Here is a 16,447-nt window from a genome sequence, read left to right on the forward strand (position 1 = left end):
TTTCATTAGACCGTATATTATAAAGTGTATAGCCATTATTACTTTTAGGAGGAAGAGAACTAATGCTACCAAGTCAATTAAGACAAATTCTAGTCGTTGCTCAAACTCTAGAGCACGCCATTAAAAAAGGTGATTTGAATGTCTTTTTTTCCAATCACGAAGTTGAGGCATTTCGAAAAAAATTAGTACAGCTATGGCTTACCAATATATCAAATAATCAATCACTAGCAAACCAAAATATTCCAATAAACAACCACCATTTTTTGGAATTATTGTACAAACCCTTAAACGAATGGGGTATTGTAGACGAAGATAGTATTCAGTATCTCGATGAAATTGGGTTTAAAGATTTAGTTTTACTTGAAGAACATTTGGGTCTCAGCACTTTAGCACACGAATGGATATATGAGATGGGTGATATCGAGGAACAAGATACCAAAGTATTAGAACACGCTCTACGTCACTTCCGTCAAGCCGTTCGGTCCCGCTTCTTGAGTGAACAAATTGCTACAGATCTCTATTCTAAATTCAGACAATTTCTATCTAAGAATCCTATTGTTGATGAGTCGTTATTAAATGAAGAAGTAAAATCTATTTCAAGGATCATCCCTGCACTTGGTCCTCTTCTACGTCATGCTTATGAGGAATTTCCAATAGGCAACTTTGTTGTATGCCCAGGTAAGGGATGCGGATGGGGAGCTCGCCTTCTAAAGGGCAGAAAAGCTCAGTGTGTGAATCCCTATTGCAAGGAATATAATCAAGCTAAACTTGAATCTGTAGCAAAAGCAGGAAAACTAAGAACCAAGCCAGGTATCCAATACTATGTTTCATTAACTTCATACGACGAGCGAAATTTATTGGAGAAACTCGGAAAATACGGGTATAAAGTTCGATTATATCCCGGAGTAGAATCTAAGGGAGATATTGAAGTAATAAAGCATAATCAGATATTCTACATCGATGTTAAAAGTTATAGAACTCCAAAAAAATTAGCTGAGTGGTTAAATGATAATCAAGAAAATCTACTTGCAAGTAAACAAATCATAGTGGTACCTTCTCGTATTGCTAATAATAAATATTACATCGAAAAACTTCATCAGTTCTTTCCCTTTACCGGAGAAATCAGCATAGTTCTAGAAAAAAACCTAAACAGCTATTTAGCAGAGCGAATGTCATATCAAAATACGATCTCTTCGGAGGAACAAAATTATGCGTAAAAATTTTGCGGAGGTTAGCAGAACACAACGGAGCAAAGAGAATAAGGTATATGCTCAACTTCTCACCCAGTACCCTGAGAAGGAAAGGAACCTATTATTAGCTCCTGAACATGCTACACAAGTTGTACTTGAAACCGAGTGTATTTTGTATACTTTTGAAACACTTTTTCCTTTAATGCCAATGACATATGAGAACTTGTTCTCCACCATGTTAAATATGGATGAATTACTTGATCCGATCTCGTCACCTTCACTACTGCAGACACTACGCATCCTCTTTGAAAGCCGCAAAAAGAACTCCCATTTTCGCTCTAGAATTAGGTTTTATGATCAGGTTATTAATGAGTTTAAAATGTACGATAGAGCAACAGAAAATGATGAATTCACTCGTAAATTGCCAGAAAATCTATCACCGTCCATTACCCAACGCTTATCTCATATTACAGAGATTCTAAACCCTAAGAATGCACGAAGAAAAATGACGACCTCTAAGTATGCAGGAGAGAATTCATCATCTTTTTACTTTTACCATCAATTAAACGATAACAATAAAAAGGAAATGGCTAAGGTTACCCCCAATGGCCAGTTCCCACTTATCTTAACTGATAGGACTATAAAACAGCCAACCCCTAGTGATAGAAATCAAGACAACTTCTTTATTCCTTTTAATCATGCTCAGTATGCAACATTAGCAAAAGAAATCGATAAGAAACTTAACACAACATATTATTCCACTCAATGGAGTAAACTCACCTTCCAATCACATAATCATTCGATGAAATCATTGCAATTCGATGAACCAAATGTGATTTACGGGATGCTAGGAAAAGGAAAATCGACGTTTGTTATCTTGGAAACACTTCGTCTTGCAAGAGATCAAAAAAAGAGGGTTGCTATCATAACATCTAAGACTACAGAATCCCGTGATTTGGCAAATACTTTTAATTCCCTCGGTATAAAAGCGGTTGCTATTCGAGGTCGTGGAAACGAAGGAGAACATGAAGCACAGCATCTAAGTGATTTGTCGAATACAGCCGACTATACAGACCAAGATATGTTCGCCTTGGCCAAAGATGATCATGTATTACCTCAATACCGAGGTGATTGCATTATTGAAATAGTAAACGATCGGGATCATAAAGGCGATCATCCATGTACAAGTATCCGTTCTTTTGATGAACAAGGTTCATTACTTCTGTGCCCTCTTTCTTCTAGTTGCGGTCAGTTTACTGTTGAAAAAGAACTCCATGATGCTGAGGTCGTGCTCCTTACTATTCCCGCCTTTATGAGCGTAAAGTTAAGTATTCATACTGATCCAGAAAATAAAAGTTTTGCAGAATGGATTTATAGCTGGGCTGATGTCGTATTTTTTGATGAAGTTGACGCTTTGCAGAACCAGTTAGACAAGCAATTTTTACTTAACGAATCTATTTTATTCAATGAATTTGGGCGGTTTGAACAAATCACACAAGAATTTAATAGAAGTATACGCCAATCCGAAGGTCATTACCCCGTTGTAGTATATCAAATGAAAAAAGAACTTGATCAAGCAAGTGAGTATCAAATGTGGTTACGGGATCTATTAATATCAAGCGATATTTTGAGAAGTCACTATAAAAGGTATAGTACTTTTTCATTGTCTCAAGAACTCAAAAATCTTATGTATAGATTATGGCCTTCATTAGACCATCAAGAAGAGGAAAAATGGTTCCGAATTCTTTATTATATCTCTGAAGACGAAAATGATGATAATCTTGAGTCTGAAGTAATATTAAAGACCATAAGTTCTGTTCGTGAACTGAAGAGCCGTAGTACCTATTCTATTGAACCAGACAAATCATTCAGAGAAGAATCAAAAATTTTCAAACAATTAATTGATCAAATATCAGAATCTATGGGTACAAAACTTTGGACACCGAAGAATAAAAAAGAAGAGGAACGTTATTTAGGAGTTTTCCACCGATTTATGGCTTATATTTATTTAGCATTATTCCAAAAACACTTTTTAACAGCTGAAAATTTGGAACCAGCAATTGTAGATAGTTTACACGGTATTTACAATGACACCGCGGATAACCGCCAAGCATCTGGATCCAAATTATTATTACCATTTTTAGCACCTCCACTTACAGGTCGAGAGCGGTTTTATAAATACCAAATAGACGATAATGGCCACAAAATGGGAAAAGTGGGTTCTTTTTTCAGAATAATTCATCAAGCTTCTGGAAGAGATGTTCTTGTCAATTACAATAGATTGTTTCAACATGTTGGAGAATTAGGCCCTGCCGTTATAATGCTATCGGGCACAAGTTATGCACCAGGTTCTGCTTACTACCATCTGAATATGGAATACGCCAAATATTGGACAATGCATTTACATAATTCAGAGCATCAAACTATTCAACATTTCAGCCATTGTATTACTGATCAATATGGAAAATATATTTCAATTTCCGGTGCTCCTGAGGATTATAAAGAGGAACGTTTAGAACAACTCTCTCGTTCTATTGTGCCACTTATTCATCAAGAACTGTTCCATTGGGAGAATGACGCATCTTCAAATAATGAGTTCTACCCCCGCGGAGTGGTCATTTCAGTTAATAGTTATCTACAAGCTAAAACTGTATACAACATACTTCGTCCATATTTCCATGAAGAAATCAAATATTTAAGCAAGAAGGGGAATGAAGATGGGAGCGTTACAACTGCGACTATGACTAGACTAGCAGGGAATGCACGAATATTTATTGCTCCTTGGACAGTTATGAATCGTGGATATAATATAATAAGACCTCAAACAAACGATGCGTTGTTCGGGAGTATTATGCTAATGATTCGCCCATTCCAATCTGTAAATGACACTGAATATGCTCTAATTGCTGTAAATGCTTTACGTGCGCGTATTAAACGTGAAATTACTGATGGCAATATAAGTAAGTTTGGCGATGGGTATAAAGCGATCCGCAAAAAGGCAAACACCATATTCCGTGATATATTAATGGCCGAAAATGGTTGGGCTAATCTCGATCCGGATCTCAAAAAAGAGATAGCTTGGTATACATTTATTAATATATGGCAAATGATTGGACGCTTACTCCGCGGTGAAGCAAATGCTCGTATTCATTACATGGATGCTCGTTTTCTATTTAATACAGAAGAAGATGAAATTAATGGAAAAGTATCCTCCAGTTGTTTATTGGCTGAATGGTTAAAGCTTTTCCCAAATGATAGTATTTCTGATACTTTGTATGGCACATTCTTTAGTGATTTTCATAAGTCTTTAGTTCCACAACCAACAAATGCTTTAATTTTATAGGAGGCCGTTCATGATATCTGATGTAAAAACAAAAAGTTCGGATATACCAATATTAATGGAATATGCTTTAAATTCAGAAAAAATGGAAGAAATCATTCTTGAAGCAATCTATCTTCCTGAGTGGTTAACCGCTGTTTTAAGCCCTGTTGTTTCAGTTAATGGATCTTGGTTTAAAACGTTGGCTGATTTCAGACTTCTTACGGAAGCATGTTATTCAGATGTTATTTTTATTTCTTTCGCTCGGGACTCTCTACTTGGTACACGGCCATTCGCTTATTTTTTACCTGGATTACCAAATTATATAAAAGAAATCTTCATTCGCAAGTTTGCTTTTTTTGCTGGCGAAGGCTTGAATTTGATACTGCCTGATTTTGACTCGGAATCATTGAAGATTGAGCAAACCACTTTATGGGAGAGTCGGAAGCTCAGAGGGCTACTTTCAGCTTATTATGCCTACTCCTTCTCACAAAAGTTAAATGAGAAGTCCCAGGATGAGAATAAGAAGTCAATTTGGGTACGTGGATGTGGTACTGACTCTATGTACAAAACAATGCAAATCCCAATGGTACCGAGCACATTTGATGGTAAAGGAGACATCTACTCTAACCAGCATGGCTCGTTATACATTAATTTTTATGAAACTGATCGGGAGACCCTACTTGTATCCCCATCCTATTCTCGCTACATCCTTAGTCCATTACTAAATATTGGTAAAAATGAATTCGTTTATAACGCATTCCCACGTCAAAATAATAGAAGTCTGTGGATATATTCACCAATAACTGAGCGCTTTTTCGCTGTTACAATTGAGAAAATTAAAGGTTCAACTAATAAATCAAGAATTGTACAAAGTAACATTTTGAAGAACTTAGAGGAAATCGACATTTCTATTCCGGTAGACAAAATTTTAGAGGATCCTTCTTCATTTTATCCTAATTGTTCCAATCTAATGGCTGTAATACCTTATTTACCTGAAGATGCTACAAGGAGAGAACATGTACTAAAAAATGGCGTGTCCTATGAAGAACTAGATATTTATAAAACTTACATAGACGAATATGAGGAACTAGTTAGAGTAACTAATCTTAAAATAGTTGAACCTCAATCTTCCATTAAAAAGAAAGAGTCACTTGGAGGGGATGGGGTTCAGTATCCAGTATTCAATACCGTTACAATTCCAAAAATGATCATTGAAGTCTTTTCAAGAAATGAATCCATAGCTTCTTTTTTACGTGATGCAATCCACGATACCGTACCACCCGAGCAATATTCACAAAAAATGCCCCACAGCTATCCTAAATACACGATTTTTGAATCTTCTCCTAATACATATCAATATATTGATGAAGATGGAATACTTCATTTCTCGGTGGAATTTATAATTAAAGAGTGGAAAGAAAAATTGTTTGGAATCTTGCCTACATCTTCTAATACAATAGAAAAGAGCATATATGATAGGAAGCAACAGATACTCAATTCATTTCAAACAACCCGTGATGGGTTTGCACTTATTGAAATTGACCCTTGGCACGAATCAAAGAAAACTGATGAAAAGACACGAGATCCGAAATCCACTATTGTATCCTGTCTTCGTTCCATCGGATATCATACCCAATGTTTTCATAAAGAAGAGAGAGGATCTTTTCACAATCGAATATTAAAATCATTGTATGACTTATTCGTTAGAGTTGGTGTAACAGGCCATTTAGCAAATGAGTATAGTGAAATATGGCCCGATAATTCCATTTATTTACCGTTTTATTTATACTCCCAAAAATATAAAAGAGAATACATTCCTGCTCTTGTCGCTTTTAAGAATGGATTTATAAAGATTTCACTTCCTGGTGAGGGCTGGGTGAGTTTTCACGAAGCAATAATATTACTAGGAAAAGAGTCATTTGTTCGTAACGTATCCAAACCTACACGTGATGGCCTAGGTGGACTAATCCGCTCAAGTATGGAACCAAACGGACTAATACTTACACCTTCAGATTATCTAACGGAACTGCGTACTCTAGAAGATTTTCGCATCATGTCTTACACTGTAGGTTCAGATAAAGTCCCCATTGCTTTTAAAATAAGTAAACGTACCAAAGCGCCATCCGCGGGAAATTTACTCTTCGAGCATAATGGTACATATTATTCAATTGGGACTAGAATAGCAAAAACCCCTTCATTAGGAACAAGAGATGAAGATAATGAACAATATAGACGACGCGCAACATTTGAAATACAGTTCCACGGGATTGAAGACAATTACGAACGAGACTTATTGGCTTACGTTATACATTTAATGCGCCATATAACACTTACCTTTGATCCTGCGACAAATCACCCTTATCCTATTCATCTTTCTAGATATTTACAAGAAACGCTTGATGCTTACAATTAGTTCTTCATATAGTAAAACCCGTCTTATGCTAGATAAGCTTAGAGACGGGTTTTACTTTTATTTCAATTCCCCTAAAATATAACTTCAATAAATTATGAAATTAGTATAATATCTTCTGGGTTATCCTTAAATCTGAATGTCATAATGCTATTAACCCCGTTTTAAACCCATTTCCATGGTTTTAGATGAATAATCCAAGTCCTTACTTTTTAGTTTTTAGGATCTATTTTTATTTTCATTGCTGCTGTATAGCCGCTTGGAATATTGTCCCAACTATCCTCTATACTTATTCTAAACCCTTATAGATCAAGGGAAAAACGCTCTCAATTGTATGGTTTGCGTAAAATGGACAACTCCTGATGTGGCAGTACTCGCTTGCTTTATTAATCTCAAGAATCCTCCAAACTTGCTGTTTGACCTCACCCTGTAATTGGGGTGAGTTGGAAAAATATATTATTTTGATAACAAAATTCGCATGTGTCATATACATTCCAGAAATATATTCGTCAAAATTCGACACCTTTTTTGAAGTATATAGGTTATTATTACTAGATCTAAACACATGGAGGAAATATAAATGATGAACTGGGATAATCTGTTAAATGCTAATACCTATAGGACGAGATCACCTCTAGGACCAGTAGATAAAAGAAATGCTTTTGAGAATGATTATATGAGACTAATTTTTAGTGCACCAGTAAGAAGACTACAAGATAAAGCCCAAGTATTTCCACTTGATAATAGTGATTTTGTAAGAACTAGGCTGACACATTCTCTAGAAGTTTCATCTATTGGACGTTCGATTGGAATTAGTGTTGAAAGGATTCTTTCTGAAAAAAGACCGGATTTATTTAAAATTACAGAACATAGCGGAAAGATTAGTTCTATATTAGCTGCTGCGGGCCTTATACATGATTTAGGGAATCCTCCATACGGACATTATGGTGAATCAGCTATTCAAAATTTTTTTAAAGACTGGTTCAAGAACAATGAGAAAGGTAAGGCATTTAAAGCCATTACTGAAAATGCGGATAAAGTGGCAGATTTTGAAAATTTTGAAGGTAATGCACAAACTTTTAGACTGCTGAAAAAATTGCAATTTTTAAAAGACGAGAAAAGCTTTAACTTAACATACGCTACATTAGCTAGTGTAATTAAATATCCTAGATCATCTACTGAAGGAAATAAAGATATAGAAAAAGAACAATTGGGAATTAGTTTCAAAAAATTTGGTTACTTTCAAGCAGAAAAAACAGCGTTTCTAGAACTTATTGACAAAACAGGTATAGGTAATTGTAGACATCCACTTGCTTTCTTACTAGAGGCAGCAGATGATATTGCTTACTCTGCTGCTGATTTAGAAGATGGTTGTAAAAAGAAAGTTCTCGATTTTAATACAATTGAAGAGGTATTAAGAACTAGACTAAGTGAAAGCCCGAGACAAAAAGATAAAGAACTTTACAAAAAATTTATCGAATTCTATGAGAGTGCGCCTGCTTTATATGAAGATAAACTTGGGTTAGCAGTTCAACTGTTTAGAATTGAAGCTCAAGGTGATATGATTTCTTCTGTTGTAAACAAATTTGTTGAGAAACAAGATGAAATACTAAGTGGTAAGTTTGACGAAGATATTATACTTGCATCAGATTCCAAAAATGTAAGGAAAGCATTTAAGGATCTTGCTAAAATAATATTTAAAAATAGAGAAATTGTTATGCGGGAACTAGCAGGTCAACAAGTTATCTGTGGTTTACTTAACTTATTTGTTGAAGCTGTCACTTCTGATGAGTTATTCAATGCAGAAATGACTGTAGAGGATAGAAAAAAATCAGGTTCTAAAGCAGGCAAACTTTACTCTTTAATTTCCGATAACTATCGGTATATAATGGAGACATATCCTTTAGAGAAAACAGGAAATGAAATTAGTTTATTCGACCGCTTATTACTTGTAACAGATTTTATATGTGGGATGACCGATACATATGCTTTAGAATTTTACCGTCAATTGACAGGAATTAAACTTTAGGGGTGATACAAATGTATACTTCGATGTGCAATAGCCATAGCCATCGGAAGGTAACAAAAGTACATTCTGCTGAAGTAGTTATTAGTTATATGACTCAACTACGAAGATCTTCAAAGAAAATAAGCTCATTATTTAAAAATTTAGAGTACTACGGGGAGCTAATACTTATTGGTGGTGCTGTGCGGGATTTATGTAGTAATGTTCTTCCAAGGGATTTTGATTTTGTTATTAATAGTTCTGAAACTGACTTTGAAGAATTATTTGAAGGGTTTCAATTTAAGAAAAATCGGTTTGGCGGATATAAGGTTCTAATTGACGACTTTGAATTTGATATTTGGAGCATTAAAAATCATTGGGCTTTTCGAGAGAACATTTTAGAACCAATTGAGGAGAATATCGTTAAAGGTTCATTTTTTAATATTGATGCCCTACAGGTTAACATTAGCAGAGGCACAATTGATGCCTCCATTTATAACGAGGTAGCTGACAATGGAATATTGGATATAATACTTGATGATTATGCAGAAAGATTAAACCCTAATCCTGAAGTCAATATTGTTCGAGCAATTGTTCTCAAAAATAAGTGGGGTTTAGTTTTATCGGATCGTTTAACATTTTATATTGACAGATGGTTAGATCAAACACACAATCCTAAATTGAAATTGTTGCAGGCTGAGATGAAACATTATGGGGAGAATTTTATAACAGAAATCGATTATCAATCGATCATTAATTTGCCTCATACAAAGCGTTGGTAACAAAAAAAGAAACGATCATCGAAAAGGTGACGTTTCTTTTTTTGTAATTAACCTGATGGTTTTTTTTATCTTCTCTATCTGTTGATCGGCTAGTTGATGAAGTTGTTTTAACTTCGGAAAAGATTCTATTTAGGAAGGCAAATTAGCCTTATACCCACTGTAAACATACTTTCCAGTCTTACATATCCAAAAAATAAGCCTCCCCTAAATCGGTCGCTTTCGCATCAAAATAACACACCAGTTTATTACCGGCGATATATTCTAGCCACATCCCACACACTTAATCGAAACCCTTATAAATCAAGGAACAAACGGATTCAATATGTGTCGTATGCGGAAACATATCCACCGGCGTCACCTCCGCGACGCCGTACCCGCCATCGACGAGCACGCGCAAGTCGCGCGCAAGTGTCGATGCGCTGCACGACACGTAGACGACGCGCCGCGGCTGCAGCTCGAGGATCGTCTCGAGCAGCGCCGGGTCGCAGCCCTTGCGGGGCGGGTCCACCACGATCACGTCGGGCCGGACGCCCTGACGTGTCCACTCGGGGAGGAGCACTTCCGCTGGGCCTGCCTCGAAGTGAACGTTCGTCATGCCGTTTAATTCGGCATTCTTCCGTGCATCTGCGATCGCCTCCTCGACGATCTCGACCCCATACACCTGTCCCGCCTTCTGGGCGAGGAACAGGGAAATTGTCCCGATGCCGCAGTAGGCATCGACAACTGTCTCGCCGCCGGTTAACGCGGCGTACTCCAAAGCCTTCCCGTACAGCACTTCCGTTTGGACGGGGTTCACTTGATAAAACGATCGCGCGGAAATTGCAAATTTCACATCGCCGATATAGTCATAGATGACCTCGCTGCCCCACAGGACGCTAGTCTCATCCCCAAAAATAACATTCGTCTGTTTCACATTAATGTTATGGCAAATGCTCTTCACACCGGGCAGCGCAGCCCGAATGCCCGCAACCCACTCGGCGACGCGAGGAATCTCGGTGCCGTTCGTCACAAGTACGACCATGATCTCTCCCGTGCGGAAGCCGACTTTGACGACGACATGGCGAAGCAGTCCGTCATTACGCTCCTCATTATAAGCGCGAATACCAAGCCGCGCGCCGATCTCTTTCACCCGAGCAACGACTTCGTCGTTCGACTCATGTTGGATCAAACACTCATCCATATTGATGATGCGATGACTACCCTGCGCATAGAATCCGCCGATGAGTCCGCCCTGCTCTTCCCCAAAAGGAACCTGCGCCTTGTTCCGATACCGCCATGGATCGGTCATCCCCAGCGTAGGATGAACAATAATCCCTTCATCTGAAGCACCAGCACCAAGATGACCTAGTGTTGGCTCACCCGCAACCTGCAGCTTCCCAATCCGCTGCAAATTATCCACAACCTGCTGGCGCTTCACGCGAAGCTGCGCCTCATAACTGAGATGCTGCAGTTGACAGCCGCCACACTCCTCATAGATCCCACAATCCGGCTTAACCCGATCCGGACTCACTTCCAGCACTTCCACAAGCGCAGCATAACCATACTGTTTCTTCAAATGCTCCACCCGCACAAGCGCACGCTCTCCAGGCAGCGTACCAGCGACAAAAAGGGTAAAGCCGTTCACACGGCCCACCCCTTCGCCATCATGGCTGATCCCAATGATCTCAGCCTCATATTGCTGCCCAATCTGCACCGGCAGATCGGCCATCCAAGCTGGAGCCGCCTTCGCGACGGAATTCCCTGCTTTTCCAGAATTCCCAGTCCTACCGGAATTCCCTCTATTCCCTGCCGTCCCAAACTTCCCAGTTCCTCTATCTTTACCTGACACAGAGCCAGATTTACCATTTGCTCTCATAAGACCCTCACTTTAATAAAAACCTAAAATTAAACAATAGCTCAATCTCTCATTTAGTTAGCAGGACGAAAAGGTTGAATTACTCCTGCTCCTCATCCCCATGACTCTGCCCATTCCCTCTCAAATGAAACGGCGTGGTCAACGTCTCTAGGAACGTCTTCTTATAAATCGACTGCCCCGACTCATCCACAATAATCTGCAAATGACTCTTCAAATTCGTCATCACACAAGGCAGCGTGCCCCCGAACTCCCCATCCAGATTCAACTGAACGTAGTCCGGCGAATTAATCTCGATATGATTCGTTTGGAAATAAATCAGATTCGGATCGCTCAAATGCTCGCCGCGCAGTGCGAGCGTAACCACTCTTATAAACTCAGCAAGATTACACTTGCGTAGAATCAGCACATCAAACAATCCATCATTCATACTAGCTTCCGGAGCCAGCTTCTCGAAGCCTCCGACAGAGTTGGAGTTGCCGACGAGGAACATCATGACTTCCTCATGAAATTCCTTGTCGCCTGCCTTGACGTACAGCTCAATCGGCTTCAGCCTAGGCAGTTTCTCCAGTCCCTTCATATAATAGGCCAACTGGCCGATCATGGTCTTGAGCTTGCTTGGGACTTCGTACGTCAGCTCGGTCATCGAGCCGCCGCCGGCGATATTGATGAAGTAGCGGTTGTTGATTTTGCCTACATCAATGTCGGTTGTGTACTGCTGAACGATCAGGTCGCAGGCGTACTCCAAATTCTTAGGAATGCCTAGCGCTCGGGCAAAATCGTTGGTCGTTCCCAGCGGCAAAATGCCAAGCGGGGGCCTGCCCTCCCTCTCGGCCATGCCGTTGACGACTTCGCACAGGGTACCGTCTCCGCCTGCGGCGATGATCAGATCGAAGCCTCGGCTAACGGCCTGTGCCGCTGCGAGTGTTGCGTCGCCTTCACCGATGGTGGCATGAGTGGATGTTTCGAAGCCGCCCCGCTCCAGGCGCTGAAGAATTTCTGGCAAACGTTTTTTCATTTCTTCCCGGCCAGAAGTCGGATTATAGATCAGTCTTGCTCTTTTGACCACCATTGTCTCAATCACCTGTTTCGCCTTCTGCGATTTCTGAAGCAATCTGCTTCTCGATCCATTTGGAAATTAGCGGACTAGGCAGCAGCGCCCGTCCATTGTACCGATATTCGAACCCTTCCATGCGGGAAGGGATGACTTGCGTCGTGAAATAGCCTTCACTTAGAAAAAGCGGCGCAACGACGACGGTATGGTCAGGTTTCTTTTGCGCCCACCCTGTCATCTTCTGTTTCACTTGATCTGGCAAAAGCATAGCGACATCCGCCTCGTCGTAGCCGCCTAAAGCTTTCAACCGCTCCGCGAGCAGCTCTAAGCCTTGGCGCCACTTAAGATGGAAGCCCTTCTCTTTACTTCCGTGACCGATGAGCAGGACGATTTCCTGACTTGGCGATTCGGAAAGCTCTTTGATTTTCGCATAAATAATCTCAGCAATAACGGGGTCGTCATCAATTGGTGATGTGAAATGAATGCGCGCCTTGATATCAAAAGGTTCCATATCTGTCTCGAGCAGTGGCTGCTCAATCACACCTAGGGCGTAGCTGATTTCATCAATATGTGTACTCCCAGAGGACACGAACAGTGGAACGACGATCATATCCGTCACGCCTTGCGCCTCTAAACTATAAATACCATCCTGAATTAATCGGCCTTCCACCAACTCCAGATAAGAAGCGAAGATCGGAACATTCATCGGCATCCTGACCGCAGACACGGCATCATCGACCAGCTGAACCCAGCCCTCATCCCGAGATCCATGGCTTATGACTAGCACACCATACACTCTCATCTTGTTTTCCCCACCCGTTCTAACCATGCCTATAATTCCTATGCTAACGAATGTGTTCCCACATGTCAATTGACCTACAAATAAACAGGAAAAATCCCGCATTACGCAAGGTAACGCAGGATCTTACATTCTTTTTTCGAACAACTGACTTCATTAACGACCTAAACGATCCAGCGTCAGCACGTAGCCGTCGTTTCCGTAGTTCAGGCATCTTTTGACACGAGAAATGGTTGCTGTTGATGCGCCCGTCTCGGCTTCGATTTGGTTATACGTACAGCCCTTGCGCAGCATGCGAGCAACCTCAAGGCGTTGGGAAAGCGATTGAATCTCGTTCACGGTGCATAAGTCATCAAAAAAGACATAGCACTCTTCAATATCTTTGAGCGTCAGCACGGCTTCAAAAAGCTGGTCTATTGCTTTATCATTTAATTTTTTTAATTGCATAGGTTGTCAACTCCCGGTAGAAAAGCATGTTAGCTTATAAGATCAGTTAAGCTCCTGTGTAACATTCGACACGTCACGTATAAATCCTTCCTTTAGGATTGCGAAACGTTAAAATTTCTATGCGTTAATGAGGTGAATTGTGACATTTAACTAGACCCGTGACATTCGTCCATACCAACGGTAGGCAAGTGACATATCCTGTAGGAGACAAATCTGATAATAAAGGATCGTGAATCCTAGTGAGCAACCAAAGACAAATCATTGGCAATGGCGGTAATCGTCCTGAGGTGTATACAAGAAGCTTAACTTTACCTCCGCAAATTGGTGATGGCGGCTTCGGCCAATATCCAGGCTTAGGCGGTGGCGGTAATCTATTTTCACAAGGCGGAGGAGGATTTCCTACTCCTTTCGAAGGAGGCGGTAATCTCTTCGGTAGCCCAAGCGGCGGTAATGCTGGTGGCGGATTTTTTGGTGGTGGTGGTGGAAATCCTAGCGGCGCAGGTGGTGGCGGCGGAGGCAATTTCCTTAGCAACCTCTTAGGAGGTGGCGGTGGTGGAGCTGCAGCTGGCGGGGCTTCGTCTAACCCGCTGAGCGGCTTGAATTTGAAGCAAATCTCCGGCTTCGTTGAACGTATGGGTGGTATTGACGGCATCCTCGGCACAATGGGCAAGGTCCAGAAGTTCATGAGCACCTTCCAACAAATGGCACCTATGGTGAAAACCCTTTTTGGTGCGATTGGCAAAGGAAAAGTAAATTCATCGGACGATTTGGAAGAAATATTTAAACCCAAACGCAAACGCCGTAAGAAATCAAGCTCAGGCCCTAGAAGAAAAGGAGTCTCCAAAACCTCCTTAAACAAACGTAAACGCCGATAAGATGATAGAAAAAATGAGCAGACTGCAAACTGCTCATTTTTCTTTATATAACACGTCCAATTCTTTCTTAACTGCTAGACTCTCTACCTTTACGTTTACTTCCACAACTCGAAGCCCCGTCATGTTTTCCACTGATTCCCTTACGTTTTCTTGAAGATTCCGGCATACGTCCTGAATCATAGTGCCGTAATTGACGATGACACGCAGATCGATGGCGGCCTCCGACTCCATAATCTCGACAAACACGCCTTTTTTTGCATTTTTTCCGCTCATGCGCTTAGTAAAGCCTTCAGAGATGCCGCCTGACATAGAAGCAATCCCAGGTGTATCTAGGGCGGCGAGCCCAGCTATTATGGAAATAACATCGTCAGATATACGTATAATTCCGGATTGCGAATTCTCGGACAAATGAATCCCTCCCACTTCCTTGATATATATTCTTCGATCCCCTTATACTAGGCTTGTTTGTTCCAGCTGCTGACGATAAGTTTCAAGAGCTTTATGAAATCGGTGAAACTCGCTTGATAATGCTCCTAAATTACTTTTAATAATAGCCCTTTTATCTGGACATTCCCCGTCAAACAGAAGATCCAAGTTACTATCGATTCTTTCTCTTAAAACAAACATATAACCTTGTTCGGGATAATTTTTAGATAATATGTTTAAATCCTCTGCAAGTTCGTGGCTAAGAAAACGAAGGTCTCGTTTTGTTAACGTTTTTTGAAATTCAAAATAATCTGGCGTATAGTCTTCCCGATAATCTCGCCCAGGCACTTGTTCCCAAAATGAATGCCATTCTTCAAGAAGATCTACTTCATAAAGAAAGTACCTGAGAAATCCACATAACCATGCCGTACAACTCGTATTGCGAACTCTACAACCACTTTTAAAGGATAAGTTTCTGCAGCCTTTACAGCATGATCCTCCATTAGCTATACAAATGTTACATAGTTGGTCTGAGCCAACATCTCTTAAGTAATCAAGACCTTGCTCAATAACCATCTGTCTAGAAGTAATCATTAAATCAGAATCCCTCCTCTTTACACTGGAGTCGTTTTCTCTCCCCTATTGTGTAATTCAATGTTTTTTATGGCTTGCTGAAACTCATGAAAGTCTTTGATTAAGTAATTGAGCCTCTTTATTAATGGAGTGGAGATATCTGAATTTCCAGCAAATTCTATCTCATCAATAAGTTCATCCAAATCACTAGCCAATACAATAAAATCGATATTATCCTTATCTCTACTCAACTTAAGTTTAAGATCATTCGCTAGCGCTTCGCCCAGTTCTCTCATCATAGAAACTTCAAGATGTGTCGTCATTTTCACCAATGGAGGGGTAAAATCCTGTCTAAAATCAATACCAGGAACTTCATCCCAAAATGTATGCCAATCTTTAATCAAGCCTGCTTTGTAAAATAATAATTTTAAGTATCCGCATAACCAAGACGTGCAGCTTGTATTTCTATTCTGACAGCCCGCACCGTCTACTAAGTGACTGCAACTGCGACAACAAGAACCGCCATTTTGAATGCACACTTTACAAATATGGTCTGCCCCTAATCCATTTAAATGCCGCATGCCATAGTCGATAAGATACCTTCTTGTAGCTATATATAATTCGTCACCAACGAGCATTCAGACCCAACCCTTATCCTCATAGTCTCAAATAACAATATATTTGATTTTTTGAATATTTATAACTTATACTA

The 16,447-nt window shown here is 40.1% G+C and carries 13 protein-coding genes; 6 read left to right on the top strand and 7 right to left on the bottom strand.

The genetic code is table 11. From position 1 onward, the window contains the following. Positions 1–62: 62 nt before the first annotated feature. From ASD40_RS03260 to ASD40_RS03280, 5 genes are all read left to right on the top strand, one after another. Complete coding sequence (locus ASD40_RS03260; protein WP_057301903.1) at positions 63–1,217, top strand: restriction endonuclease-related protein; 1,155 nt, start codon at positions 63–65, stop codon at positions 1,215–1,217. Further along, positions 1,210–4,533, top strand: coding sequence for a hypothetical protein (locus ASD40_RS03265; RefSeq protein WP_057301904.1), 3,324 nt, complete (start codon positions 1,210–1,212; stop codon positions 4,531–4,533). Before ASD40_RS03260 ends, ASD40_RS03265 begins: the two co-directional genes overlap by 8 nt. A 10-nt stretch (positions 4,534–4,543) precedes the next feature. Beyond that, the gene (locus ASD40_RS03270; protein ID WP_057301905.1) at positions 4,544–6,925 is read left to right on the top strand and encodes an RNaseH domain-containing protein; all 2,382 of its coding nucleotides are present in this window, start codon (positions 4,544–4,546) and stop codon (positions 6,923–6,925) included. 577 nt (positions 6,926–7,502) lie between these two features. Then, a complete protein-coding gene (gene dgt, locus ASD40_RS03275) occupies positions 7,503–8,951 on the top strand; it encodes a dGTP triphosphohydrolase (protein ID WP_235549149.1) in 1,449 nt (482 codons plus the stop codon). Positions 8,952–8,962: 11 nt separating this feature from the next. Beyond that, entirely contained in the window at positions 8,963–9,709 is a 747-nt protein-coding gene (locus tag ASD40_RS03280; RefSeq protein ID WP_057301906.1) for a hypothetical protein, read from the top strand. A 280-nt stretch (positions 9,710–9,989) separates the two neighbouring features. Here the strand turns inward: ASD40_RS03280 and rlmD are convergent, their stop codons facing one another. The 4 genes from rlmD to ASD40_RS03300 form a co-directional block, all read right to left on the bottom strand. Further along, positions 9,990–11,564 carry a 23S rRNA (uracil(1939)-C(5))-methyltransferase RlmD gene (gene rlmD, locus ASD40_RS03285; protein ID WP_057301907.1) on the bottom strand — a complete coding sequence of 525 codons (1,575 nt, stop codon included), beginning with the start codon at positions 11,562–11,564 and terminating at the stop codon, positions 9,990–9,992. A gap of 79 nt (positions 11,565–11,643) precedes the next feature. After that, complete coding sequence (locus ASD40_RS03290; protein ID WP_082562047.1) at positions 11,644–12,630, bottom strand: diacylglycerol kinase; 987 nt, start codon at positions 12,628–12,630, stop codon at positions 11,644–11,646. Positions 12,631–12,637: 7 nt separating this feature from the next. Beyond that, a complete protein-coding gene (locus ASD40_RS03295) occupies positions 12,638–13,444 on the bottom strand; it encodes a sirohydrochlorin chelatase (protein WP_442952626.1) in 807 nt (268 codons plus the stop codon). Between the two features lie 126 nt (positions 13,445–13,570). Then, entirely contained in the window at positions 13,571–13,861 is a 291-nt protein-coding gene (locus ASD40_RS03300; RefSeq protein ID WP_029198698.1) for a YerC/YecD family TrpR-related protein, read from the bottom strand. Positions 13,862–14,100: 239 nt separating this feature from the next. Between ASD40_RS03300 and ASD40_RS03305 the strand changes: the two genes are divergently transcribed. After that, on the top strand, positions 14,101–14,736 hold the full coding sequence (locus ASD40_RS03305) for a hypothetical protein (RefSeq protein ID WP_057301908.1): 636 nt from the start codon (positions 14,101–14,103) through the stop codon (positions 14,734–14,736). A 33-nt stretch (positions 14,737–14,769) separates the two neighbouring features. Here ASD40_RS03305 and ASD40_RS03310 read toward each other — a convergent pair whose 3' ends face one another. Genes ASD40_RS03310 through ASD40_RS03320 form a run of 3 tightly spaced genes read right to left on the bottom strand, consistent with a single transcriptional unit; the run spans position 14,770 to position 16,373 of the window. Then, positions 14,770–15,144 carry an Asp23/Gls24 family envelope stress response protein gene (locus tag ASD40_RS03310; RefSeq protein WP_057301909.1) on the bottom strand — a complete coding sequence of 125 codons (375 nt, stop codon included), beginning with the start codon at positions 15,142–15,144 and terminating at the stop codon, positions 14,770–14,772. Between the two features lie 42 nt (positions 15,145–15,186). Next, complete coding sequence (locus tag ASD40_RS03315; protein WP_057301910.1) at positions 15,187–15,756, bottom strand: hypothetical protein; 570 nt, start codon at positions 15,754–15,756, stop codon at positions 15,187–15,189. Between the two features lie 20 nt (positions 15,757–15,776). After that, on the bottom strand, positions 15,777–16,373 hold the full coding sequence (locus ASD40_RS03320) for a hypothetical protein (protein ID WP_057301911.1): 597 nt from the start codon (positions 16,371–16,373) through the stop codon (positions 15,777–15,779). Between the last annotated feature and the right edge of the window lie 74 nt (positions 16,374–16,447).

It is taken from the genome of Paenibacillus sp. Root444D2 (assembly GCF_001426375.1).
Lineage (GTDB): Bacteria > Bacillota > Bacilli > Paenibacillales > NBRC-103111 > Paenibacillus_E.